The 24,331-nt window shown below is 60.5% G+C and carries 23 protein-coding genes; 5 read left to right on the forward strand and 18 right to left on the reverse strand.

Features of this window, described 5'->3' with window-relative positions:
- Positions 1–2: 2 nt before the first annotated feature.
- From PH558_RS19520 to PH558_RS19540, 5 genes are all read right to left on the reverse strand, one after another.
- Positions 3–1,559 carry a formate dehydrogenase beta subunit gene (locus tag PH558_RS19520; protein ID WP_285206095.1) on the reverse strand — a complete coding sequence of 519 codons (1,557 nt, stop codon included), beginning with the start codon at positions 1,557–1,559 and terminating at the stop codon, positions 3–5.
- Positions 1,556–2,035 carry a formate dehydrogenase subunit gamma gene (locus tag PH558_RS19525; RefSeq protein ID WP_113409036.1) on the reverse strand — a complete coding sequence of 160 codons (480 nt, stop codon included), beginning with the start codon at positions 2,033–2,035 and terminating at the stop codon, positions 1,556–1,558. The genes PH558_RS19520 and PH558_RS19525 overlap by 4 nt, the downstream gene beginning before the upstream one ends.
- 161 nt (positions 2,036–2,196) lie before the next feature.
- The gene (locus tag PH558_RS19530) at positions 2,197–3,093 is read right to left on the reverse strand and encodes a LysR family transcriptional regulator (RefSeq protein ID WP_095436039.1); all 897 of its coding nucleotides are present in this window, start codon (positions 3,091–3,093) and stop codon (positions 2,197–2,199) included.
- A gap of 70 nt (positions 3,094–3,163) precedes the next feature.
- Complete coding sequence (locus PH558_RS19535) at positions 3,164–3,502, reverse strand: ArsR/SmtB family transcription factor (protein WP_069613419.1); 339 nt, start codon at positions 3,500–3,502, stop codon at positions 3,164–3,166.
- A gap of 102 nt (positions 3,503–3,604) precedes the next feature.
- Positions 3,605–4,375: an SDR family NAD(P)-dependent oxidoreductase gene (locus tag PH558_RS19540; protein WP_095436040.1), complete on the reverse strand. Its 771-nt coding sequence runs from the start codon at positions 4,373–4,375 to the stop codon at positions 3,605–3,607.
- A 97-nt stretch (positions 4,376–4,472) separates the two neighbouring features.
- Here PH558_RS19540 and PH558_RS19545 point away from each other — a divergent pair, with 97 nt between their 5' ends.
- Together PH558_RS19545 and glpD are read left to right on the forward strand one after the other, a co-directional pair.
- Positions 4,473–5,246 carry a DeoR/GlpR family DNA-binding transcription regulator gene (locus tag PH558_RS19545; RefSeq protein WP_095436041.1) on the forward strand — a complete coding sequence of 258 codons (774 nt, stop codon included), beginning with the start codon at positions 4,473–4,475 and terminating at the stop codon, positions 5,244–5,246.
- A 113-nt stretch (positions 5,247–5,359) separates the two neighbouring features.
- Positions 5,360–6,871 carry a glycerol-3-phosphate dehydrogenase gene (gene glpD / locus PH558_RS19550; protein ID WP_285206096.1) on the forward strand — a complete coding sequence of 504 codons (1,512 nt, stop codon included), beginning with the start codon at positions 5,360–5,362 and terminating at the stop codon, positions 6,869–6,871.
- Between the two features lie 9 nt (positions 6,872–6,880).
- Here glpD and soxR read toward each other — a convergent pair whose 3' ends face one another.
- The gene (soxR, locus tag PH558_RS19555; protein WP_285206097.1) at positions 6,881–7,345 is read right to left on the reverse strand and encodes a redox-sensitive transcriptional activator SoxR; all 465 of its coding nucleotides are present in this window, start codon (positions 7,343–7,345) and stop codon (positions 6,881–6,883) included.
- A 73-nt stretch (positions 7,346–7,418) separates the two neighbouring features.
- Here soxR and PH558_RS19560 point away from each other — a divergent pair, with 73 nt between their 5' ends.
- Positions 7,419–7,994: an NADPH-dependent FMN reductase gene (locus PH558_RS19560; protein ID WP_285206098.1), complete on the forward strand. Its 576-nt coding sequence runs from the start codon at positions 7,419–7,421 to the stop codon at positions 7,992–7,994.
- A gap of 171 nt (positions 7,995–8,165) precedes the next feature.
- On the forward strand, positions 8,166–9,377 hold the full coding sequence (locus PH558_RS19565; protein ID WP_285206099.1) for an acyltransferase family protein: 1,212 nt from the start codon (positions 8,166–8,168) through the stop codon (positions 9,375–9,377).
- Between the two features lie 265 nt (positions 9,378–9,642).
- On the opposite strand, the gene PH558_RS19570 is transcribed toward PH558_RS19565, so the two are convergent.
- From PH558_RS19570 to PH558_RS19580, 3 genes are read right to left on the reverse strand one after another with little or no spacing between them, the layout of a single operon-like run.
- Positions 9,643–10,764 carry a mandelate racemase/muconate lactonizing enzyme family protein gene (locus PH558_RS19570; protein ID WP_285206100.1) on the reverse strand — a complete coding sequence of 374 codons (1,122 nt, stop codon included), beginning with the start codon at positions 10,762–10,764 and terminating at the stop codon, positions 9,643–9,645.
- Positions 10,765–10,785: 21 nt separating this feature from the next.
- Positions 10,786–12,285: an aldehyde dehydrogenase gene (locus tag PH558_RS19575; protein WP_285206101.1), complete on the reverse strand. Its 1,500-nt coding sequence runs from the start codon at positions 12,283–12,285 to the stop codon at positions 10,786–10,788.
- A gap of 1 nt (position 12,286) precedes the next feature.
- Positions 12,287–13,432: an iron-containing alcohol dehydrogenase gene (locus PH558_RS19580; RefSeq protein WP_285206102.1), complete on the reverse strand. Its 1,146-nt coding sequence runs from the start codon at positions 13,430–13,432 to the stop codon at positions 12,287–12,289.
- A 117-nt stretch (positions 13,433–13,549) separates the two neighbouring features.
- Here PH558_RS19580 and PH558_RS19585 point away from each other — a divergent pair, with 117 nt between their 5' ends.
- A complete protein-coding gene (locus PH558_RS19585; protein ID WP_113409029.1) occupies positions 13,550–14,455 on the forward strand; it encodes a LysR substrate-binding domain-containing protein in 906 nt (301 codons plus the stop codon).
- 332 nt (positions 14,456–14,787) lie between these two features.
- Here the strand turns inward: PH558_RS19585 and PH558_RS19590 are convergent, their stop codons facing one another.
- The 9 genes from PH558_RS19590 to PH558_RS19630 all read right to left on the reverse strand — a co-directional run bounded on the left by PH558_RS19590 (position 14,788) and on the right by PH558_RS19630 (position 24,270).
- Positions 14,788–15,195, reverse strand: a complete 408-nt coding sequence (locus PH558_RS19590; RefSeq protein ID WP_285206103.1) for a F0F1 ATP synthase subunit epsilon — start codon at positions 15,193–15,195, stop codon at positions 14,788–14,790.
- 77 nt (positions 15,196–15,272) lie between these two features.
- A complete protein-coding gene (atpD, locus tag PH558_RS19595; RefSeq protein WP_069613407.1) occupies positions 15,273–16,703 on the reverse strand; it encodes a F0F1 ATP synthase subunit beta in 1,431 nt (476 codons plus the stop codon).
- 23 nt (positions 16,704–16,726) lie between these two features.
- Positions 16,727–17,611 (reverse strand): F0F1 ATP synthase subunit gamma, encoded by an 885-nt coding sequence (locus PH558_RS19600; protein ID WP_015341388.1) that lies wholly within the window; start codon positions 17,609–17,611, stop codon positions 16,727–16,729.
- 29 nt (positions 17,612–17,640) lie between these two features.
- On the reverse strand, positions 17,641–19,170 hold the full coding sequence (gene atpA / locus PH558_RS19605) for a F0F1 ATP synthase subunit alpha (RefSeq protein WP_285206104.1): 1,530 nt from the start codon (positions 19,168–19,170) through the stop codon (positions 17,641–17,643).
- Complete coding sequence (locus PH558_RS19610) at positions 19,170–19,736, reverse strand: F0F1 ATP synthase subunit delta (protein ID WP_113231541.1); 567 nt, start codon at positions 19,734–19,736, stop codon at positions 19,170–19,172. Before PH558_RS19610 ends, atpA begins: the two co-directional genes overlap by 1 nt.
- Before the next feature lie 262 nt (positions 19,737–19,998).
- The gene (locus tag PH558_RS19615) at positions 19,999–20,382 is read right to left on the reverse strand and encodes an AGROH133_08824 family phage infection protein (protein ID WP_285206105.1); all 384 of its coding nucleotides are present in this window, start codon (positions 20,380–20,382) and stop codon (positions 19,999–20,001) included.
- 110 nt (positions 20,383–20,492) lie between these two features.
- Positions 20,493–22,724, reverse strand: coding sequence for a primosomal protein N' (locus PH558_RS19620; protein ID WP_285206106.1), 2,232 nt, complete (start codon positions 22,722–22,724; stop codon positions 20,493–20,495).
- A 233-nt stretch (positions 22,725–22,957) separates the two neighbouring features.
- Positions 22,958–23,608: a pyridoxamine 5'-phosphate oxidase family protein gene (locus PH558_RS19625; RefSeq protein WP_285206107.1), complete on the reverse strand. Its 651-nt coding sequence runs from the start codon at positions 23,606–23,608 to the stop codon at positions 22,958–22,960.
- Between the two features lie 236 nt (positions 23,609–23,844).
- Positions 23,845–24,270: a winged helix-turn-helix transcriptional regulator gene (locus PH558_RS19630; RefSeq protein WP_095432950.1), complete on the reverse strand. Its 426-nt coding sequence runs from the start codon at positions 24,268–24,270 to the stop codon at positions 23,845–23,847.
- Positions 24,271–24,331 lie beyond the last annotated feature (61 nt).

Genomic DNA, 24,331 nt, shown 5'->3' on the forward strand with positions numbered 1-24,331 from the left:
TCTTACTCCGCCGCTTCAATCAAAGGAGCCGGAGAAAAGTCCTCCGGGAAATGGGTCATCGCGCTCATGACGGGATATGGGGTGAAGCCGCCGAGCGCGCAGAGCGAGCCGAACTTCATCGTGTTGCAGAGATCGGCAAGCAGCACCCGGTTCTTCTCCGGCTCGATCCCCTGCGCGATCTTGTCGGCCGTCTCGACGCCGCGCGTCGAGCCGATGCGGCAGGGTGTGCACTTGCCGCAGCTTTCGACCGCACAGAATTCCATCGCAAAACGCGCCTGCTTCAGCATGTCGGCGGTATTGTCGAAGATGACGATGCCGGCATGGCCGATGAGACCGTCCTTGGCCGCGAAAGCTTCATAGTCGAACGGCGTGTCGAACAGGGCGCGCGGGAAATAGGCCCCCAGCGGCCCACCCACTTGCACGGCCTTGACCGGCCGCCCCGTCGCCGTGCCGCCGCCGATCCGGTCGACGATGTCACCGAGCGAAAGACCGAAGGCCGTCTCGTAAAGGCCGCCATATCTAACGTTGCCGGCGATCTGCAACGGGATCGTGCCGCGCGACCGGCCCATGCCGAAATCGCGATAGAAGGCAGCGCCCTTATCCATGATGACGGGGACCGAGGCAAGCGAGATCACGTTGTTGATGACGGTGGGACAGTTGAACAGGCCCTTATGCGCCGGCAACGGCGGTTTGGCACGCACGATGCCGCGCTTGCCCTCGAGGCTGTTCAAGAGTGCCGTTTCCTCGCCGCAGACATAGGCGCCGGCGCCGGTGCGGATTTCCATGTCGAAAGCTTTGCCTGAGCCGAGCACGGATGCGCCGAGAATACCGGCCTCGCGCGCGATTTCGACAGCTTCCGTCATCGCGGCTATCGCATGCGGATATTCCGAGCGCGTATAGACGAAGCCCTTCGTCGCGCCGGTCGCCAGCCCAGCGATCGCCATGCCCTCGATCAGCACGAAGGGATCGCCCTCCATGATCATCCGGTCGGCAAAAGTGCCGCTATCGCCCTCGTCCGCGTTGCAGACAATGTATTTGCGTGTCCCCGGCGCATCCAGCACCGTCTTCCACTTGATGCCGGTCGGAAAGCCCGCACCGCCGCGGCCGCGCAGGCCGGAATCGGTGACGTCCTTGACGATATCGCCAGCAGCCATGCCGATGGCGCGACGCAGACCTTTCAGGCCGCCATGAGCCTCATAATCCTGCAACGAAAGCGGGTCGGTGATGCCGCAGCGGGCAAAGGTCAGGCGGGTCTGTTCTTTGAGGAATGGGAGGCTTTCGACCTCCCCAAGACAGAGCGGATGCTCGCCGCCTCCGGCGAGCCCGGCATCGAATAATGCGGGAACGTCCTTCGCCTTCACCGGTCCATAGCCGATGCGCTTGCCGCCAATCTCGACTTCGACCAGAGGTTCGAGCCAGAACATGCCGCGTGAGCCGTTGCGCACGATGCGCGCATCGAGCCCGCGTTTGGCGATTTCCTGCGCGACCGATCCCGCCACTTTCTCCGCGCCGAGCGAAAGCGCGGCGGCATCGCGAGGGATATAGATGGTGAGCGTCATTGGCGCGCCTCCTTTACGAGGTCGTCGACGCTTTCATCGTCGAGCCGGCCATAGAGCTCGCCGTCGAGCATCGCAGCCGGAGCGCAGGCGCAAAGCCCAAGACAATAGACCGGCTCCAGCGTCACACTGCCATCGAGCGTGGTCTGATGGAAATCGATGCCCAAGAGCCGCTTGATACGCTCCGCCAGCGCATCGCCGCCCATCGACTGACAGGCCTCGGCGCGACAGAGCTTCAGGACATGGCGACCTGCCGGATGATCGCGATAGTCGTGATAGAAGGTCATGACGCCATGCACTTCGGCGCGCGAGAGGTTCAACGCCTTGGCAATCAGCGGCAGCGCATCCTGCGGCACATAGCCGAACTCTTCCTGAATCCCGTGCAAGATCGGCAAAAGCGGCCCCTCCATCGATTTCATGTTGTCGATGATGGTGCCGGCGCGGGTTGCGACATCGCCCGCAGCCTGATTCAAACTCATTAGCAGCCTCCCGCGCATAGCTCCGAAGATCGAAAGCAAATCTTTCGGAAAAGGCCCATGCGGCATTTCCTCCTGGCGCGCGATCGACACGCCACGGCGTTAAGGTCGCAGGGAGAAGGCTGAGGATCAATAAGGCAGTCTCGTTGCTCGATAGAAAATCTCTATCGACTTTTATCCTCTTCCGCGAGCAATCTTGCCTCGTGCAACAAGGCAGAGACGAGGGGCGTGAAGGGTTCGCGGTGGGTGGCGACCAGGCCGACCAGATGCTCGGCGTCAGGCTCCGTGATTGGGATCTTATGAATATCGGCCGGAAAACCGAAGGAATCAGCAATATTCTTCGGCATAATGCTCGCCCACCGACCGGTCTGCACATGCGAAAACAGCACGATCATCGAATTGGATTCCAGCGTCGGCTTGGCCGTTGCACCTGCCTCGGCAAGATGCCGATTGATGATGCGGCGATTCTGCATGTCGGCAGTCAATAGACAAAGCCGAAGATCGCCGACTTCCTTCCAGGTGACGGTCTTGCGCTCGGAAAACGGGCTGCCCGCCGCGGTAATCAGGTGATAGCGCTCGGCATAAAGGGGCACGCTGGTAACCCGGCCGAGCGGCTCGTTTTCCAGATAGGTAATGCCGGCATCGATCTCGAGGTTTTCCAGCAGGCTCAGAACCTGCAGCGAATTGCGGGATAGAATGGAGAAGGTGACGTCCGGGTGTCTCTCCTGGAAAGGCGTGGTGATTTTCTGCACCATGGCAAGCGCTGTCGGAATAGCGGCGATCCGGATATGGCCGGCAAGCCCCTTGCGCGCCGCGCGCATCTCCTCGCGCATGGTGCGGCTGTCGCCAACGATGCGGCGGGCCCATTCCAGGACACGCTGCCCCTCGGGCGTCAGTCCCTGAAAGCGCGAACCACGGCTGACAAGCATCACGCCCAGCTGATCCTCCAGCTGACGGATGGCCGCAGACAGGGTGGGCTGCGTCACCCCACATTCTTCCGCGGCGCGGCCAAAATGCTTCTGATTCGCCAGCGCAATGAAGAATTCCAGCTTGTCGATCATCCCGCTCTCCCGCGACGAAAGAGTTAGACCGGCAGCATGGCGAGCGCAACATGCAAGACGGCTTCAGAGATCAGCGATCGGTCTGACAGAAAGCCTTCTGCAGCGAATCAACGACGGCGCAGATTTCCGACCGCGCAACGGCATAGTGGATGAGACGTCCTTCGCGGCGCGTGTCGACCAGCTTGTCCAGGCGAAGGCGCGCCAAATGCTGCGATACGACGGCTTGCGGCAGATCAAGAAGAGCCTCGAGCTCCATCACCGTTTTCTCGTTCTTGGCCAACATGAAGAGAATCGCCAGGCGCGTCTCATGCGATAGTGCTTTCAGCAGGGCGCTCGACTTCCGCGCCCTGTCAGTCATTTCCTCAACATCACGTTCCGCTGCACCGCCCTGCGGTAGAGACGACGACATATGACAGCCTCTAGTAAGAAATCCCCCAGAGGTATGCTTATAATATTATCAAATCAGAAGCTGATTCAAAAAGACACGGAAAACCAAAAAAGGTCCGTTTTATCAGCAGATAAGCTGCCCGCCATTGATCTCGAGCACCTGCCCGGTGATGTAGCCGGAAAGCAGGGGAGACGCGAGGAAGAGATAAGCGGGCGCGCAATCTTCGGGAGTACCCAGCCGCTGAAGCGGGATCGATTTGCGCGTCAGCTCAAGCTTCTCCCTCGAGGAATAGCGCTCATGAAAATCGGTTGCTATCGTACCGGGCGAGACGCAGTTGACCCGGATGCCATCAGGCGCCAGCTCGCGCGCCAATGCTTTCGAATAGGTCGCGACAAAGGCCTTCGATGCGGAATAGATCGCCGATCCTGGGCTGCCGCCGGTTAGTGCCGAAATCGAAACCGTATTGACGATTGCAGCCTGTCCGGCAGCCCGCAGCAGCGGCAACAATCCTCTCGTCACCTCCATAACGGAAGTCTGATTGAGATGAACGATCTGCTCGTATTGTTCGTCCGTCAGTTCGCCGGCAGGAAATCGCCCGACCATGGTGCCGGCATTGTTGACGAGCACGTCGATGCGGTCGAAACGCTCGCCGGCAGCGCTGACGAAATCGCGCGTGCCATTGCGGGCGGCGAAATCGCCGGCAATGAGAAAGGCGCGGCGCTCGGCTTCCGCTTCCATCAGAAAATCAGGCAAATCGCGACCGCCATCGCGGCCGACATGAACAAGGACATGGGCGCCGCAATCGAGAAACTGGCGCGCGACCTCCAGCCCGATGCCACGGCCGGAGCCGGTGACCACGACGTTGCGATTTTCGAATAGCTTCGGATGAAACACGATGACCTCCCCAACCACACTATTCGCGCGCCGGTAATTGCGGAATTTTCACTTTATCATATGATGACGAAAAAACGAAAGAAAGGGAGCGAAAACCATGTTCCTGTCCGGGCGTCAGACAGAGATCCTCGAAATCGCCAAGGCGGAGGGCCGCGTGCTGGTGGAAGAGCTGGCAATGCGCTTCTCGGTCACGCCGCAGACCATCCGCAAGGACCTGAACGACCTCTGCGACGGGCGCGTACTCTCGCGCGTGCATGGCGGCGCGATTTTTCCCGGCGGAACCGAGAATGTGAAATATGAGGCAAGACGTTCCATCGCCGCGCCCGAAAAGCATGCGATCGGCCGTGCTGCGGCAAGCCTGATCCCCAACAACAGCTCGCTTTTCATCAATATCGGCACGACGACGGAAGCAGTCGGAGAAGCACTCCTTGGCCATCACGAACTAATGGTCATCACCAATAATATCAACGTTGCCAATAAGTTACGCATCTTCCCATCCATCGAAGTCGTGATTTCCGGCGGCGTCGTGCGCGGCTCGGATGGCGGCATCGTCGGTGAAGCCGCCGTCGATTTCATCAAGCAGTTCAAGGTTGATTATGCCGTCATCGGCGCCTCCGCCATCGACCCTGACGGCGCGCTTCTGGATTTCGACTTTCGCGAAGTGAAAGTGGCTCAGGCCATCATCGCCAATGCGCGGCATGTCATTCTCGTCGCCGACAGCACCAAGTTCGAACGAACCGCTCCCGTTCGCATCGGCCATCTATCGCAGGTTCATACCTTCGTAACAGACGAGTGCAGCATCGAATCCGTGCGCTCCATCGCCGCGGAACATGACGTGCATCTCGTGGAAACCTCTCGCAGATCAGCCTGATCGGCGCGCTTTCCGTCAAGAAACGTTCGTTTGACATTCGTATCTGTTTCGCTTTAGATGGATTAGTTTCGATTTCCATCTTCAGGGGATGGCTGACCTTTGCGGAGGGGCGGGTGAGCGAGCAGATCTACGATATTTTCGTTATCGGCGGCGGCATCAATGGCTGCGGCATTGCCCGTGATGCCGTTGGGCGCGGCTACAAGGTCGCGCTTGCCGAGATGAACGATTTCGCCTCCGGCACGTCGTCGGGCGCCACCAAGCTCATCCATGGCGGCCTGCGCTATCTCGAACATTACGAATTTCGCCTCGTGCGCGAATCGCTGATGGAACGCGAAGTGCTCTGGGCGATGGCGCCGCACATCATCTGGCCGATGCGTTTCGTCCTGCCTTACCACAAGGGCGGCATCCGTCCGGCCTGGCTCATCCGGCTCGGCCTTTTTCTCTACGACCACCTTGGTGGGCGAAAGCTGCTGCCGCCGACCGCGACACTGGACATGAAGAAGGATCCGGCGGGCAAGCCGCTAAAAGCGCTCTTCACCAAGGCTTTCGAATATTCTGACGGCTGGGTCGACGATGCCCGCATGGTGGTATTGAATGCCCGCGACGCGGCCGACCGCGGCGCAACGATCATGCCGAGAACGAAAGTGGTCTCGGCCCGCCGCGAAGGCGCGGTCTGGGCGATCGAAACGGAAAATACGGTCAGCGGCGAAAAACGCGAGTTTCGTTCGCGCATGCTGGTCAATGCCGCAGGTCCCTGGGTCGATCAGGTGCTGTCCGGTACCTTCGGCAAGAACCAGGTGCACAATGTCCGTCTCGTTCAGGGCAGCCATATTGTCGTGCGCAAGAAGTTCGATGATCCCCGCGCCTATTTCTTCCAGAACCCGGACAACCGCATCATCTTCGCCATCCCTTACGAGCAGGATTTCACGCTGATCGGCACCACGGATCGCGACTACAAGGACGATCCGAAGGATGTGAAGATCACCGAGGGGGAAACCACCTATCTCTGCAACGCCGCCAGCGAATACTTCAAAGAGCCGGTTAAGCCCGAAGATATCGTCTGGACCTACTCGGCCGTCCGCCCGCTCTATGACGATGGCGCATCGAAGGCGCAGGAAGCCACGCGCGATTACGTGCTGAAGGTCGAAGGCGAAGAAGGCCAGGCACCGCTGCTCAATGTCTTCGGCGGCAAGCTCACCACCTATCGCCGTCTCGGCGAGCATGCGCTGGAAAAGATCGGCGAGGCGATCGGCCTCAAGGGCACGCCTTGGACTGCCGGCAGTTCGCTACCCGGCGGCGACTTTCCGGTTCGCGGCTATGAGGCCGAAGTCTCCAAACTGAAATCACGCTATCCCTTCCTCGCCGATCCGCATGCCCGCCGCCTCATCCGCCGCTACGGCACACGCGCCGCCATGATCCTTGGCAACGCGAAGACGATCGCTGACCTCGGCCGCTATTTCGGAAGCGATCTCTACGAGGCGGAAGTGCGCTACCTGATGGAACAGGAATGGGCCTATAGCGCCGCAGACGTTCTCTGGCGCCGCTCCAAGAAGGGCCTATATCTTTCGAAGGAAGAAGCCGTAGCTCTCGACAGCTATATGGCAGAGAGCCACGTCCACGCCTGATCGGCCAATTCACTCTCCAGGATCGAGCAGTCGCGGACCTGCGCCTTCTTCGGAAAGCGCGTCCCACGGATTGCGCAAGGGACAGCTATCGAGCGAAAGGCAGCCGCAGCCGATGCAACTGTCCAGCTGATCGCGAAGTCCCTGCAGGCGCTTGATGCGGGCGTCGAGATCACCTTTCCATAGCGCCGAAAGCGCCTTCCAGTCGGATGCCGTCGGCGTACGCCCCTGCGGCAGCGATTGAAGAGCCGCCTGAACCTCGGCAAGCGGAATACCGACGCGTTGGGCCACCTTGATGATGGAGACTCGCCGCAGCACTTCGCGGGGATAGCGCCTTTGATTGCCACGGCTGCGGTGGCTCGCGATCAGCCCTTTCGCCTCGTAGAAATGCAGCGCCGATACGGCCACACCGCTACGCGCCGCCACCTCGCCGACCGTCAGCAGCTTCGGAAATTGAGCCGGGTCGATTTTTCCCATTTTCGCTATTGACCTCAACTTTACTTGAGGTTTTATAACCCTGGCTCCGAAGCGCGTAAAGCAGGAGCAAGACATGACAGAAAGAACCCGGTTGGCGATCATCTACGGCAGCACGCGTCCGGGCCGGCTGTGCGACCGGGTGGTCAACTGGGTCGCCCGCGAATTGGCGCACTATCCGCTCATCGACATCGACCTGATCGATCCCCTCGAATTCGATCTGCCTTTCGCGCACAACCGCGAGCATCCCGGCGTCGCCGCCCTATCGGAGCGGCTTTCGGACGCCGAAGCCTTCATCGTGGTCACGCCGGAATACAATCACAGCTTCACGGCCTCGCTGAAATTCCTGCTCGATCTCGTCTATGAGCCTTGGCACGGTAAACCTGTCGCCTTTGTCTCCTATGGCGGCATCTCCGGCGGTCTGCGCGCCGTGGAACAGTTGCGGCTCGTCTTTGCCGAACTGCACACGGTCACCGTGCGCGATACAGTCAGCTTCGCCAATCCCTGGGGCAGATTTGCCGAGGATGGCACGCTGGAAAATCCGCTCGATGCCAGAAAATCGCTTGTCCTCATGATCGCGCGGCTGACCTGGTGGAGCAATGCCCTGAAGCCGGCTCGAACGACACGCCCCTATCGCTCCGCCGCCGCCTGATCCTTATCCCCAACATAGACATCCGATCTCTCGTTTCTGGCAGGTGCGGGAGATCGGTTCGACGCCCGGATCCGGCACACGGATCCGGGCGTCCTGCCTTCAAGGATCACGCTTGCCGAAACGGTCGCGATGACCTAACGCAATAGAGGGAGATCTCGGACGGATACGGGAATGGAGAAGGCCACGCGGCTAGGAGGAGCGGATTTCATGCGCGCTGTCGCATGTCTGATGGTGCTTGCTCACCATCTCGTGCTCCGAATGAATTTCTACAAGATCCCATCAGATCTGGATATGACTTTCATATTGGCACGCTTCGGCAATCACGGCGTCTCGGTCTTCTTCGTGCTCAGCGGCTTTCTGCTTGCACGTCCCTTCTGGCTGGCCCTGGATAGAGCCCAACCCCTGCCTTCGCTGAAGATCTACGCCATGCGCCGCGCCGCACGCATCCTGCCGGGTTTCTGGTTTGCCCTGACGGTCGGCTTCTTGATCAGCTTCACCATCTATGGCTTTCCGCTGGATGCGGAACTGATCGGCCGCTACGTCTCCGGCCTCTTCCTGATGAGCCAATGGCATTGGCGCACCTTTTTCCCGGTACAGGGCGATGGGCCGCTATGGTCGATCCCTTTCGAGACAACCTGCTATGTTCTCATGCCGATCGGTTTCCTACTGTTGTTTCATCCAAAACTGAGATCGCGCTCCGTGCTCGTCAGCCGCCTGCTCTGGATCGGCATCATCGCATTTTCCCTTATCGGCCATTGGCTCGTAGTGACCTATCTGCCGACCGACAATGTCGGGCAAGGATGGCGATATGGCTTCCAGGGTGGCGCCAAGGAATGGATGCCGCGCTACAATCCCATCGGCTTCTTCGCCATATTCGCGATCGGCGCGCTCGCCGCCGGCATCCAGACCATCCTACCGCCTCAGCGCTCGGCAATCTACGACATCATCGGCGCGCTTGCGATCGTCATGGGTGCTTGGCAGCTGCCGCAGTCGATCGGCGGTGCGGCGGAGGGCTATGCCTGGCTCGGCATTCCCTATCAATTCCCGCTGCTTCCCCTGGCGGTCGCGATCGCGCTTTGCGTGCTTCCGCAATCGCTGCTGCTGGCAAAGCTGCTCGACAATCCCGTGAGCCGTTATGTCGCTACCGTCTCGTTCGGCGTCTACATCTGGCAGGATATCGTGCTAACCTTGATGCCGCAGCTCTTTCCCTCATCCTTTGGCGCACGTTCGGATGACGTGCTGGGCGGCTGGATAGTCTCAAGCTTGATCGCTACCGCCATCATCTTCGCCGTCGGCACGCTGAGCTATATCCTGCTCGAACGCCCCGTTATTCAGTGGGCGCGGACACGTGAAAACAAAGTCATGCGACCAGCCACGGCGTAATGTAGGGCCATCACATGTGAGGCATGTCGGAGCAGCAAGTTCCTTCTCCCCTCGGGGAGAAGGTGGCCCGAAGGGTCGGATGAGGGGGGGCCGGCTGATTTGAAGGCGCGGATTCAAGTGTTCTTGGCAGATACCCCCTCATCCGCCTGTCGGCACCTTCTCCCCGAGGGGAGAAGGAGGACGCGGCAACGACTTCACTTCACATTCGATTGCCTACTGCGTGATAGCACGAGGACAGATACCGCCTCGAATTCAGCAGGCGCCTTCAGATGCGCGTCGCCTTCAGCCGCCCCTCATCGAGAACGATGCCGAGGCCTGGCGCAACGCCAAGATCCAGCCAGCCGGCCTCGTGCTTGAGGGGGGAGGCCATCGGATAATCGCGGCGGGCTTCGCTCCATTCCGGATTGTCATAGGGATATTCGAGCCAGGCTGCATCGGCAACCCCTGCGGTCAGATGCGCGTTGGCAAGAACCCCGATGCCGTTCGTCCAGGAATGCGGCGTGAATTGCACACCGGCCTCGCGCGCCTGGTAGACCAGCCGCCGGCAACCGGTGATACCGCCGACAAGCGCGACATCCGGCTGGATAACGTCGAAAGCGCGCTCCTCGATGATATCGCGAAACTCGTAGAGCTCGCGCGTCATCTCGCCGCCGGCGATCCGGACCGACGTTGCCTGTTTCAACTCTTTCATGCCCTTGCGGTCGGAGCGGTGAAGCGGCTCTTCCATCCAGTAGACGCCGAGCCGCTCCAGCTCCCTGGCGACAGCAAGCGCATCCTTGAAGGTCCATGGCAAGGTCGTATCCCAGGGCATTCGCCAACCCTGATTGCAGTCGACCATCAGCTCCAGCCGGTCGCCGACGCGGGCGCGGATCGCTTCCAGGGCCTTGACGTCTTCGCGCCAGCCGCCACGACCGCCCGACGACGAGGAGAAGCGCACCTTCATGGCAGGGAAGCCTTCGTCGATATAACGCTCGGCCTGATCCGCCATGGCAGAGGGCTCGCGCAACACGCCGGAGGACGCATAGAGCCGCACGCGGCTGGCGCGCCCGCCGAGCATCCGCCAGACCGGCTCGCCGGTGATCTTCCCGGAGAGATCCCACAGCGCCAGGTCCATCGGCCAGCAGCGGCCGTAGTGGAAATTGATGTGCGAGAGGACTTCATAATGCCGTTCGACATGCCGGGGATCCTGTCCGATGAACAGATCCTCATGTCCTTCGAAACCCTTCATCAGATCGCCAGAGCCGATGCCTTCGCGCCCCTCATCGTCTCGAACGCGCACGATGGTCGCATCGAAATGCTTGCGTGGACGACCATCCCAGCTCGCCTTGAATGCCGGATCGAGCGGCAGGCGATGATGGGTGATTTCGATGGAAACGATCTTGCTCATGGTCATGCCTCCCCGCAAACCTCAACCGAACTGCTGCCAGATCGTCTTGTAATCGCAATATTTGTCGATCGCATGCACCGAGCGGTCGCGGCCGAAGCCGGACTGCTTGAAACCGCCGAAGGGCGTGGCGAAATTCGACATGTCGTAGGTGTTGATCCATACCGTACCCGCATGGATCTCTTCGGAAAAGCGATGGGCGCGATCCATGTCCTTGGTAAAGACGGCGCCGGCAAGCCCATAGATCGTGTCATTGGCGATCTTCAATGCCTCCTCCTCTGTATCGAAGGGAATAGCGGCGAGCACGGGGCCGAAGATTTCCTGCCGCGCCAAGCTCATATCGTTGGTCATGTCGACGAAGACGCCCGGCGAGACATAATAGCCGCCTGTCTCGCTCATAACGCGCTCGGCACCGAAGGCACGGCGCGCGCCTTCCTGCTCGCCGGCCGCGATCATCGCCAGCACCTTGTTCATATGCTCTTCATCGATGAGGGCACCAATCTGCGCTGAAGGGTCGAGCGGATGCTTGAGCGCGATATCGGAGCGGGTGACAGCCTCGATCTTTTCGATCAGCCTATCCTGCACCGAACGCTGCACGATGAGGCGGGTCGAGGCATGGCAGGTTTCGCCGGAATTGTAGAAGCAGCCCCAGGCAGCGGCGACGGCGGCGGCATCGAGATCAGCATCCTCGAAGACGACGAGCGGCGACTTGCCGCCGAGCTCCAGCGCCACACGCTTGACGTTCGATTGTGCCGCATAACCCATGATCAGCTTGCCGACTTCGGTGGAACCGGTGAAGGCGATCATGTCGACATCCATGTGCAGCGCCAGCGGCTTGCCGGTCTCCTCGCCATAACCCGTGACGACGTTGAAGACGCCAGCCGGCAGGCCGGCTTCGATCGCAAGTTCAGCGAGGCGTATCGCCGAAAGCGAGGACTGTTCGGCCGGCTTCAACACGACGGAATTGCCGGCAGCAATCGCCGGGCCGAGCTTCCAGGCATCGATGATCATCGGATAATTCCAGGGCGTGATTGCGCCGATGACGCCGAGCGGCACCTTGCGCACCAGCGCCCGGGCATTCGGGCCGGTCGGCGCAATCTCGTCATACATCTTGTCAATCATTTCGCCATAGAACTGGATGCCGTCAGCGCAGAGCCGCACATCGACACCAAGCGACGCCATAACCGGCTTGCCAACATCGATCGTCTCAAGCATGGCCAACTCGTCGCCATGGGCGCGGATGAGATCGGCCCATTTCAGCATGATCTTCTTCTTTTCGAGCGGCTCCTTCTTGCGCCAGACGCCGCTTTCGAAGGCAGCGCGGGCAGAGGCAACAGCGGCGTCGACATCAGCGGCATTGCCGCGCGCAAGCTCAGCGCCGGGCTTGCCGTCCATCGGCCGGATGCGAATGAAGGTTTCGCCCGAAGCGGCGGCTCGATGGGCGCCGTTGATGAAGTGCCGTCCTTCGGGCTTGAGGCCGGAGAGAACGCTTTCCCAATAGTCGCGCGTGTAATTCTTCGTCATCTCAGATTCCTCTCGGCAGCGCCATGACGGCGGCGGCAAAGCGGTCGATATCGGCATCCGTCACATCGCGGATCGTCGAGCGCCGCATGGGCTGGTTTTCGGTCGCCCGCATCTCGCGGGCGAGATCGGAGGCATCGAAGGGTTTGAAGGCAGCCGGCAACGCGCGCACGATGCCGCAGCGATCCATCCAGTCCGAGACGAAAGCGGGCAGATCGGCGGCGCTATCGAGGCCGCAAGCCTTGGCAGCAGCATTCAGATCTGCGGTATCGGCTTCGACAAGCCATGGCAGCGTCACCTCGAAGCCGAGCGCCGTTGCAAGCCCGTGATGGAGAGGGCCGAGGCCCGCCAGCGCATGGCTGATATTGTGGGCGATCGCCGTGCCGCAATTGTCGATCGCAATGCCGCCGAAGCAGGAGCCGAGCAGTACGTCACCGCGAGCCACCATATCATCCGGTTGTTTGACGGCCGTCTCCAGCGCACCGGTCAGCAGCCGCAGCGCCTGATGCGCGTAGAATTGCGCACCGCGATGCGTATTGCGGTTGGTGGCTGCTTCAAAGGCATGAATAAAGGCATCGAGACCGCACCATGCAGTGAGATTGGTAGGCAAGGTCTTCGTCAGCGCCGGATCGAGGATGACAAGATCCGCCTTCGTTTCCGGCCCCCAGATCCAGAGCTTCTTGCCCTCGGGCCCGGCAAAGATATTCGTCGCCGATGTCTCCGAACCCGTACCGGCCGTGGTAGGGATCATGATTTTCTTCAGCGGGTTTTTCGGCAGCGGATTGGCCGCCAGCGCGTAATGCATCGGATCCTTGCCCGACGCGATGCAGCAGGCGACGATCTTGCCGATATCGAGCGCCGAGCCGCCGCCGATGCCGATCACCATATCTGCGCCCTGCCCTGCCGCGATCGCCGCACGCAGATGCCCAAGCTTCGGCTCGCCGGCAAAGTCGGAGAAGATCTGCGTCTTGACGCCTGCTTCCGCAAGCTCGGCGCTGACCCTGGCCGCAAGTCCGGACTGCGCCAGGAAGGCATCGATGACAAGCAAAACCGTGCCGACGCCATCGAAGGATTTGACCGCAGCGGGAAAGCCGGGGAGCGCACCTTCGCCGAAACGAATGTTAGGAATGGCAGAAATGGAAAAGGACACGCGGGATCACCTTGGAAAAGCGGCTGATTTGATACCCACGATCCTGCATCACAATTTCAGATCTTCAAATCCGCGCAATTATCGGGAATATTGATGATCTGAAGTTATGGAGAGGCAATGTTAGAGAAAATACCGCTGGAGGCCTTCCGCGTATTCGACGCGGCCGCACGCGCCATGAACTTCTCCCGCGCGGGCCGGGAGCTGAACATTACCCAGGCCGCCGTCAGCCGCCGCATCAAGGGGCTAGAGGATCATCTCGGCGCGACGCTCTTTACCCGGCGTGGCCGAAATCTGGCGCTGACACCGGACGGCGAGCGGCTATTCCAGCGTGTCCGCGCCACGCTGGAATATCTGGAAGAAAGCCTGGAGCCCTTTCGCACGGGCACGGGCGAAATCATCTCGATCGCGGCCAGCGGCTCGATCTCCCATCTCTGGCTCGGGCAAAGGCTGCGGGATTTCGGCAAGGAGAGCCCCGGCATCTCAGTCCGCCTGCTGACGACGGATGTGCACTCCGAACTCGCCTCGGAGAACAACGATCTCATCATCATCTATTCCACCGGAGAGCATCCGCGCTGGAGCCTGACGCCACTTTTCAACGAGGTGCTGGTCCCGGTCGCCTCGCCGGATTATCTGGCAGCCCGCGGCTTGGACCCGCAGACGCTGACGGCGGTCGACATTGCCGGGCTCGATCTCATTGATTACGAGCGCGCCAACGCCCACTGGATCAGCTTCCGCCAATGGTTCGGCCGCGTCGGCGACCCCTTGAAGGGCAAGCTGCCGCGACCGCGCCTGTCCTTCTCGACCTACATCATGGCGGTGGAAGCAGCACTCAGGGGCGAAGGTATCGCGCTCGGCAGCCTCGGCCTCATCGAGGAATATCTGCAGTCCGGCGCGCTCGTCACCATCGGCAACGATCGCGTTGAGAGTGGCTTCGGTTATTATCTCGGCGCGCCTCGCTTTCGCTCGCTCTCTCCCGAGGCGGCGCAGCTGCACAGGTTTCTGCTGGAGGGGCAACAGGGCTGATCGGGGTATCCGGCTGTGTTGGTGTTGAGAGGTTGGAGATTTAAGGGTGTATTTACTTGCCACCCGCCCTCGTGGTTCGAGGCTTCGGGCCCACGGCCCTGCGCACCTCACCATGAGGCTGACCTCCAGCGCAGGACGGCACATCGGATCGGCCTAACATGGTTGAAACTGGCTTTATGCCACGCTGCCAACTCCATCCTCACCCTGAGGCGCGAAGCCCTGAGCTTGTCGAAGGGGCGTAGCCTCGAAGGGCGAGGATGGCCCTGGGCCCCTCCAACAAAAAAGCGGCCCAGAGGACCGCTTTCGTCTCGTTCATCGATGTTTGGATCTCATCAATCCTGCGGGATCGAGCCGCGCAGATGCGAGAGTTCCATGATGAAATGCTCCAGGCGCGACTTGTGCTCGTGATGCTCGGCATCTTCGAGTTCGGCCTTGGCAGCATTGATGCGGCGGTCCAGCTCGTCGCGGCTCATGTCTTCGACCGGAACGGCTGATTCGGCAAGCAGCGTGCAGCCGGTCGGCAGAATGTCGGCGAAGCCGCCGAAAACGACGTAATCCTGCTTCTTGCCCGAGGCCGAATGCACCTTGACGACGCCCGGCTTGATCGTGGTCATGGTCGGCGCATGGTTCGCCATGACGGTCATCTCGCCTTCGCTGGCGGGAATGAGGACATCGATGACCTGTTCCGACAGCAACAGGCGCTCCGGAGAAACCAGTTCGAAATTGAAATTGTCAGCCATGACCCGTCACTTCTCGATTGTCTTATTCGCAAGGCAAGGGCGCGCGGGCAAAGCCGCGCGCCGATGGATTGGCCTGATCAGGCGGCCAGCTTCTTGGCCTTTTCGATCGCTTCGTCGATCGAGCCGACCATGTAGAAGGCAGCTTCCGGCAGGTGGTCGTATTCGCCATTGACGAGACCCTTGAAGCCCTTGATCGTGTCTTCGAGCGCGACGAGCTTGCCCGGCGAACCGGTGAAGACTTCGGCGACGAAGAACGGCTGCGACAGGAAGCGCTCGATCTTGCGGGCGCGGGCAACGGCCAGCTTGTCGTCTTCGGACAGTTCGTCCATGCCCAGGATGGCGATGATGTCCTGCAGGGCCTTGTAGCGCTGCAGCGTCGACTGAACCTTACGGGCAACTTCGTAGTGTTCTTCGCCGACGACCATCGGGTCGAGCATGCGCGAGGTGGAGTCGAGCGGGTCGACGGCCGGGTAGATGCCCTTTTCAGCGATCGAGCGTGACAGAACGGTCGTTGCGTCCAGGTGGGCGAACGAGGTTGCCGGTGCCGGGTCGGTCAAGTCGTCGGCCGGAACGTAAATGGCCTGAACCGAGGTGATCGAGCCCGTCGTCGTCGTGGTGATGCGTTCCTGCATCTGGCCCATGTCGGTTGCGAGCGTCGGCTGATAGCCCACGGCCGAAGGAATACGGCCGAGCAGAGCCGACACTTCCGAACCAGCCTGGGTGAAGCGGAAGATGTTGTCGACGAAGAACAGAACGTCCTGGCCTTCATCGCGGAAGTTTTCAGCGACGGTCAAACCGGTCAGAGCGACGCGGGCGCGGGCGCCCGGCGGTTCGTTCATCTGGCCGTAAACGAGCGCAGCCTTGGAACCTTCGCCGCCGCCGTGCTTGTTGACGCCCGATTCGATCATTTCGTGGTAAAGGTCGTTGCCTTCGCGGGTACGCTCACCCACGCCTGCGAACACCGAGTAACCACCGTGCGCCTTGGCGACGTTGTTGATCAGTTCCATGATGAGAACGGTCTTGCCGACGCCGGCGCCGCCGAACAGGCCGATCTTGCCGCCCTTTGCGTAAGGAGCAAGGAGGTCGACGACCTTGATGCCGGTGACGAGGATCTGCGCTTCCGTGGACTGCTCGACGTAGGACGGAGCTTCCTGGTGGATGGCGCGCTTCTTGGAAGTGTTCAGCGGACCTGCTTCGTCGACCGGCTCGCCGATGACGTTCATGATACGGCCGAGCGTCTCATGTCCGACCGGAACCGAAATCGGCGCGCCCGTGTCCTTGACCGGCTGGCCGCGAACGAGACCTTCGGTCGAGTCCATGGCGATGGTGCGGACGGAGTTTTCGCCGAGGTGCTGTGCGACTTCGAGAACCAGACGATTGCCGTTATTGTCGGTTTCAAGCGCGTTCAGGATCGCCGGGAGCTCGCCGTCGAAAGCAACGTCCACAACGGCGCCGATAACCTGCGTAACCTTACCGACAGAACCTGCGGGGGTAGCTGCGTCAGCCATATTCTTACCCTCTTTCCCTAACCTCAGAGCGCTTCCGCGCCCGAAATGATTTCAATCAATTCCTTGGTGATCTGTGCCTGGCGCTGACGGTTGTAGTTCAGCGTCAGCTTGTTGATCATCTCACCAGCGTTGCGCGTCGCATTGTCCATCGCGCTCATCTTGGCACCCATCTCGCCGGCGACGTTTTCGAGCAACGCGCGGAAGATCTGGACAGAGATGTTGCGCGGGATCAGGTCCGCGAGGATCGAAGCCGCATCCGGCTCGTATTCATAGACGGCGCCCTTGTGGGCTGCATCTTCTTCGACGACGGCGGGAGCCGAAGCCGGAATAAGCTGCTGTGCCGTCGGGATCTGGCTGATCACCGACTTGAATTCGGAATAGAACAGCGTGCAGACATCGAATTCGCCGGCTTCGAACATCTCGATGATGCGTTTGCCGATGGCGTCGGCATTGTCGAAGCCGATGCGCTTGACGTCGCGCAGTTCCTTGCGCTCGACGATCAGCGAAGCGTATTCGCGGCGAAGGACGTCATAGCCCTTCTTGCCGACGGTGAAGATCTTCACCGTCTTGCCTTCGGCCAGAAGCTTGCGGGCATGATCGCGGGCGAAGCGTGAAATCTGCGAATTGAAACCGCCGCAGAGACCGCGCTCGGCCGTGCAGACGACGAGCAGATGCACATCGCTCTTGCCCGTTCCGGTCATCAGCAGCGGTGCGCCGTCGGCATCGCTGACGGCAGCCGAAATATTGGCCAGAACAGCGGCCATGCGCTGCGAGTAAGGCCGGGCGGCCTCGGCCGCCTCCTGCGCACGCCGAAGCTTCGCCGCGGCGACCATTTTCATCGCCTTGGTGATCTTCTGCGTCGCCTTGACGGAGGCGATCCGGTTTTTCAGATCCTTGAGTGAAGGCATCCTTGGTCCGTCCTAGAGCTTGGGCCCGATTACGCGAAAGACTTGGCGAAGCTGTCGAGAGCAGCGGTGAGCTTGCCCTTCGTCGCGTCGCTGATGGCCTTTTCGGAGCGGATGGTGTCGAGGATGTCCTTGCCTTCCGAGCGGAGGTACGACAGCAGGCCCTGCTCGAACTTGCCGACCAGAGCAACAGGCAGCTTGTCGAGATAACCGTTGACGCCGGCGAAGATCACCGCAACCTGCTCTTCCGTCTTCAGCGGCGAGAATTGCGGCTGCTTCAGGAGTTCGGTCAGGCGAGCACCGCGGTTCAGCAGGCGCTGCGTTGCCGCATCGAGGTCGGAACCGAACTGGGCGAAGGCGGCCATTTCACGATACTGGGCGAGTTCGCCCTTGATCGAGCCTGCAACCTGCTTCATCGCCTTGATCTGAGCAGACGAGCCGACGCGCGAAACCGACAGACCGACGTTAACGGCCGGACGGATACCCTGATAGAACAGGTCGGTTTCAAGGAAGATCTGGCCATCGGTGATCGAGATCACGTTGGTCGGAATAAAGGCCGAAACGTCGTTACCCTGCGTTTCGATGACCGGGAGAGCGGTGAGCGAACCAGCACCCTTCTCGTCGTTCATCTTGGCAGCGCGCTCGAGGAGGCGCGAGTGCAAGTAGAAAACGTCGCCCGGATAAGCTTCGCGGCCCGGCGGGCGGCGCAGCAGCAGCGACATCTGACGGTAGGCAACGGCCTGCTTGGACAGGTCGTCGTAGCCGATCAGGGCGTGCTGGGCGTTGTCACGGAAATATTCGCCCATGGCGCAGCCGGCAAACGGAGCCAGGAACTGCATCGGAGCCGGATCGGAAGCCGTCGCAGCAACGATGATCGAGTACTTCAGAGCGCCGCGTTCTTCGAGAACCTTCACGAACTGCGCAACGGTCGAACGCTTCTGGCCGACGGCGACGTAGACGCAGAAGAGCTTTTCGCTGTCCGGACCGTTATCCTGAATGGACTTCTGGTTCAGGATCGTGTCGAGGATGATGGCGGTCTTGCCGGTCTGGCGGTCGCCGATGACAAGCTCGCGCTGGCCACGGCCAACCGGGATCAGAGCGTCGATGGCCTTGAGGCCGGTCGACATCGGCTCATGAACCGACTTGCGCGGAATGATGCCCGGAGCCTTGACGTCGACGCGCGAACGGCGGGTCGCGTTGATCGGGCCCTTGCCGTCGATCGGATTGCCGAGCGCGTCGACAACGCGGCCGAGCAGCTCCGGACCAACCGGAACGTCAACGATCGCGCCGGTGCGCTTGACGGTGTCGCCTTCCTTGATGTCGCGGTCGGAGCCGAAGATAACCACGCCGACATTGTCGGCTTCGAGGTTCAGTGCCATGCCGCGGATGCCGCCGGGGAATTCGACCATCTCGCCGGCCTGAACATTGTCCAGACCGTACACGCGGGCGATACCGTCACCGACGGAGAGAACCTGGCCGACTTCGGAGACTTCAGCTTCCTTGCCGAAGTTTTTGATCTGATCTTTCAGAATTGCGGAAATTTCCGCGGCGCGGATATCCATCAGCCGACCTCTTTCAATGCAAGCTTAAGGGTGGAGAGTTTGGTGCGAAGGGACGTATCGATCTGACGCGAACCGACCTTGACGATCAGGCCGCCAAGGATCGACGGATCGACGGTGACGGCAATCGCCACGTCCTTGCCGGTGACGCCCTTCAGCGCCGCCTTCAATTCATCTTCCTGCGCCGGGGTGAGCGCATGAGCCGAGGTGACCTCGGCGGAAATTTCGCCGCGATGCTGGGCGGCGATGATGCGGAAAGCCTTGATCATGCCCGGCAGCGCAAAAAGGCGCCGGTTGCTGGCCACAAGCTTCAGAAAATTGGTGACATAGGCGCCGAAGCCGGCCTTTTTCGCCAGCGCTTCGATCGCACCGACCTGCTCTTCAGCCGAAAAGACCGGGCTGAGGACGAAGCGCTTCAGATCGTCGCTTTCGTCGAGCATGGCTTGGAACCGATCGAGATCGGCGGTCACCGCCGGTACGGCACCCTCTTCAAGGGCCAATTCGAACAGCGACGAGGCATATCGTTCTGCGACACCAGAAACATGCTGGGATGTGTCTGCCACGGGCACAAAATTCCCTGATTTCAACCCAAGAACCAAACTTCCGGGTGGCGGAAGCGATATGTCCTTGAATTCGTTTTGATTTCCCCCAGAAATCAGCAGGAGTGCTCTCCCGCCTCATCCGAAATTCGGGGTTCGTCTAACATAGGATATTGAGACTCGCAACACGCGTATTCGACGAATACGCCATTCGGGCGAATTTATGATGGCAAAATTCGAAAAGCATGGGGATAGCGCGGGCAAAAATGGCCGCGCCTGAGCCGTTTTCGGCTCAAATATAGCCGAGACCATAAAGAAAAGGTAGCGCAGCAAGAATCGCCTGCACAACCAGAAGGAGAAGGCTCAAAAATACACTGCCCCTATCGGACATGAGCGACAGGATGCGACCGAACGCCGCGACGCCGAAGGAAGCGCCGAGCGCGAGATAGATCATCGGCTGCGCCAGCAGGATCGCCACCAACCCGAAGCCGACCATGAAGCCGCCGGCCGAGCGCGCCTCGGCATAGGCTTCGGATCGCCCTTCCTTTACCTGCAGCTTGAGGACACGGTAGGTATAACCCGGTGCAAACATCAGGAAGAGGCCGATAAGCGCCGTAATGGCAGCCGAACAATAGGCAAGCCGCTCGCCGAATTCGGTCGGAAAATAAAGCTCCATCAGTCGCCCTCAAAATCAGCCGCGTGCAAATCACATCAGGTGAGACGGCGGAGTTATGGCATGATCCGCGTTACAAGGGGAAGGTGCAGCCTGGATATCTGCCGCACCAATCACAGAAAGCTTTGCGGATCGATGTCGAGCTGCACCTGCACGGAGCCGCGCTCCTTTGGGGACTGCGCCAGCATGGCCCGAAGAAAGCCCTGCATGTCGGAATTGCGCCGGCCATGCACGAGCAGTCGGAAGCGATGGCGGCCGCGCACCAGCGCGATCGGCGCTTCGGCCGGACCGAGCACCGAAATACCCGAAACCTGAGGCGCCGCATTGCGGATGCCGCGCGCATGCGTCTCCGCATCCTGCCTCGTGTCGGCCGAGACGATGATCGAGGCGAGCCGGCCGAAGGGCGGCAATATCGCCCTCTCCCGCTCTAAAATTTCGCGCTCGTAAAACGCGCTGGCATCGCCCGAGACGATCGCTTGCATGACAGGATGCTGCGGCTGATAGGTCTGCAGCAAGCCGTGGCTCTTGAGACCGGTTCGCCCGGCGCGTCCTGTCACCTGCGACAGGAGCTGGAACGTCCGTTCGGCAGCGCGCGGATCACCATTCGCCAGGCCGAGGTCCGCATCCACGATGCCGACCAGCGTCATCAGCGGGAAATTATGCCCCTTGGCGACAAGCTGCGTGCCGATGACGATATCGGCCTCGCCCTTGGCGATCGCGTCGAGCTCCAGCCGCAGCCGCTTGACGCCGCCCATGATGTCGGAGGAGAGCACGATCGTCCGCGCCTCTGGGAAATGCCGCTCCACCTCCTCCGCGATACGCTCGACGCCTGGCCCGCAGGCCACGAGATGGTCGAGCGTGCCGCATTCGGGGCAGGCCTCCGGCGTGCGCTCCGCATAGCCGCATTGATGGCACTGGATCTGGTTGCGGAAGCGATGCTCGACCAGCCAGCTCGAACATTGCGGGCACTGGAAGCGGTGACCGCAGACCCGGCAGAGCGTCAGCGGCGCATAACCGCGCCTGTTGAGGAACAGCAGCGCCTGCTCGCCCTTGGCAACCGTCTTGCCGATCGCGCGGATCATGACGGGTGAAAGGAAGCCGCCGCGCTCGGGCGCATGCCGGCGCATGTCGATCAGATGCAGGTCGGGAAGGGCCGCATCGCCGAAGCGAGTCGGCAGATGGATTGTCGTGTAGCGCCCACTCTGGCCATTGACCTGGCTCTCGACCGAAGGGGTTGCCGACACCAGCACGACGGGAAAATCGCCGATGCGGCCGCGCACCACGGCCATATCTCGCGCATTATAATAGACGCGATCCTCTTGCTTGTAGGCGGGATCATGCTCTTCATCGACGACAATCAGACCGAGATCCTCGAAAGGCAGGAAGAGCGCCGAACGCGCACCGGCCACGACCCGAACCTCGCCGGTGACGGCCTGGCGCCAAACCTTTTCCCGCATTCTCGGCGCGAGATCGGAATGCCATTCGGCCGGCTTGGCGCCGAAGCGATCCTGAAAACGCTCGAGAAAACTTGCCGTCAGCGCGATTTCCGGCAGCAGGATCAAAACCTGCTTGCCGCGTCGCAGCGTTTCGGCGATGGCCTCGAAATAGACCTCCGTCTTGCCGGAACCGGTGACGCCGTCGATCAGCGAAACCGCGAACTCGCCCTTGCGCACGTCAGCCAATATCTCTTCAGCGGCGTCTTTCTGCGGCCCCTGCAGCCGCGACGCGATGAATTCCGGATCGGGCTTGGCGACGACGGGCGGCGGCGGCAGAAAGATGGTCTCGAAAATACCCTGCGCGATCAGCCCATCGACAACGCTGGTGGACACGCCCGCCGCATGCGCCAAGCCGAGCCGCGTCCAGGAAAGCCCGTCGGCAGCAATCTCCATCACCTTGGCGCGAGCCGGCGTCATCCGCTCCGGCTGGCCGCCGACGAAGCGCAGGCCCTCGATCATCGGTTCGGGATCGAAGGCGGCCGGCGCTCGGAGCGCCATGCGCGCCACCAGCCCCGGCGGCGACAGCGTGTAGGCCGCCACCCAATCGATGAAGTCACGCATATGCTTGCCGAGCGGCGGGCAATCGAACACGTGGCTGATCGGCCGAAGCTTCTTCGGATCGACGCCACCGTCATCCTCGCCATCCCAGACGACGCCGATCACCTGCCGCGGCCCGAGCGGCACCTGCACGACCGAACCAGGCTCGACCGCCATGCCCTCAGGCACGGCATAGGAATAGGCCTTCGGCGCCGGCATCGGCACGAGAACTGGCACGGTACGGCTCATCAAAAGTTTTGCGGGCGCCGCCTCGAAAAGCGCACCGAACAGATCGGAAGAATCTTTGCTCATTGCGCCAGACCATGCCCCGGACGAACGGAAAAGGAAACCCGGGAGTAGCGCACGATCGCCGGCAAAATGTGGACGCCTCGCAGATGCGGTGAATGTCCGGCCGTAGCAGTAGTGCTGCCAATGGCCAGTGTTGGCCGAGGTGAACACGGGAATCTGATTGTCGACGTTTGAGATAAGAACTCACGTCAAACAGTTTGCTGAATTTGGCAGTACCAATGACCTCGCGCTCGCCATTAGTACAGTGTCCTCCGATAATCCTCCTCCAGCCCGTCGTCCATCGTTCGCATTTCATCCCGGTCCGCAGGAGCTCCTGTCGTCTCATCCAGGATCATCTTTATGAGCGAGGGCATCTCGCTGCGATCCTGAAAATAATCCGCGCTCCAGAGGCGAGACCGCCGGAAGGCCTTGGCACAGTGCAGGAAGACTTCGCTGATGCTTACGAGAATGGCAAGTTTTGGTACGCGGCCGGCGACCGCCATATCTTTCAGGAGTTCCGGGTCACGTGTGAGACCGGCCCGCCCGCTTATGCGCAATGTGTCCTCGAAGCCGGGAATGACAAAGAGCAGTCCGACGTTCGGATTGGCAATAATGTTGGCTAGCGTATCAAGGCGGTTGTTGCCCGGGCGATCCGGAATCGCAATCGTACACTCATCGAGAACCTTGACGAAGCCCGGAGGATCGCCGCGAGGACTGACGTCAGCCTTTCCGTCCGGATGCTGGGAACCAATACATAGAAACGGCGAGCGCCTGATGAATTCTCGCGCGTGCTCTCCCAAGGAATCCTGACACTTCAATATAGCCAGAGAGTGGGGCGGCTCGAATAATTCACGAAGCGATTGCTCATCGTCAATTGCGAAATCGGGATTGAATTGTACCCCTGCCATCAACCACCTCCCAGATTGTTCCCGTTTGCATCTTAGCCACCAGTGAACACCTCGTATCCTGGCCGATTGTTCTTCTGGAAAAATTGATGTACGTACATCAAATTTTAATACAGGATATTGACTATAGGATCAATTGGATTTGTCGGCGTTCATGGAGATAACGTGCGGTGGATCGTAGTCATTGCGCATATGGTGTGTCCTAGCCGCAGATATTTCCGTAGTAGCCTGCGAGCTCGTTAAAAAGTCTGCCATGATGGTTTCGCATGCGGGCGGGAATCGTAGTCCTCACGCGATTTTCGAAACTGGTCTGAATTTTCAACCACCCATGTCCAAAGCGGGATCATGCGGATCAGGAGCTCCATTCCCAACTCGGTAAGCTCGTATTCCACGCGTGGCGGCATCTCCACCAGATCGTAGCGTGTGACCAGCCCATCTCTCTCAAGTTCTCGGAGAGTGCGTGTCAGCATCCTCTGGGTAACACCATGCATTCGTCGTCCGATATCCGCGTGGCGTAGTCTGCCATAGACGCCCAAGGTGTGGATGACGCCCAGCGACCATCTGTTCCCTGCATGGGTCAGAACTTCTCGTCTTACCCCGTCATCATCTTCGCGAAGGCCATCGCAGACCGCTTGAGAATAGTTCAGGATTTCGTCTCTCGTCATCTTCCCGCCTCATGGTATCACGCGTGTACCTTCTTACGATCCCTTCTGAGAGATGCCATCT

Origin of the sequence: Rhizobium pantanalense (assembly GCF_030182525.1) — a bacterium.
Taxonomy (GTDB): Bacteria; Pseudomonadota; Alphaproteobacteria; order Rhizobiales; family Rhizobiaceae; genus Rhizobium.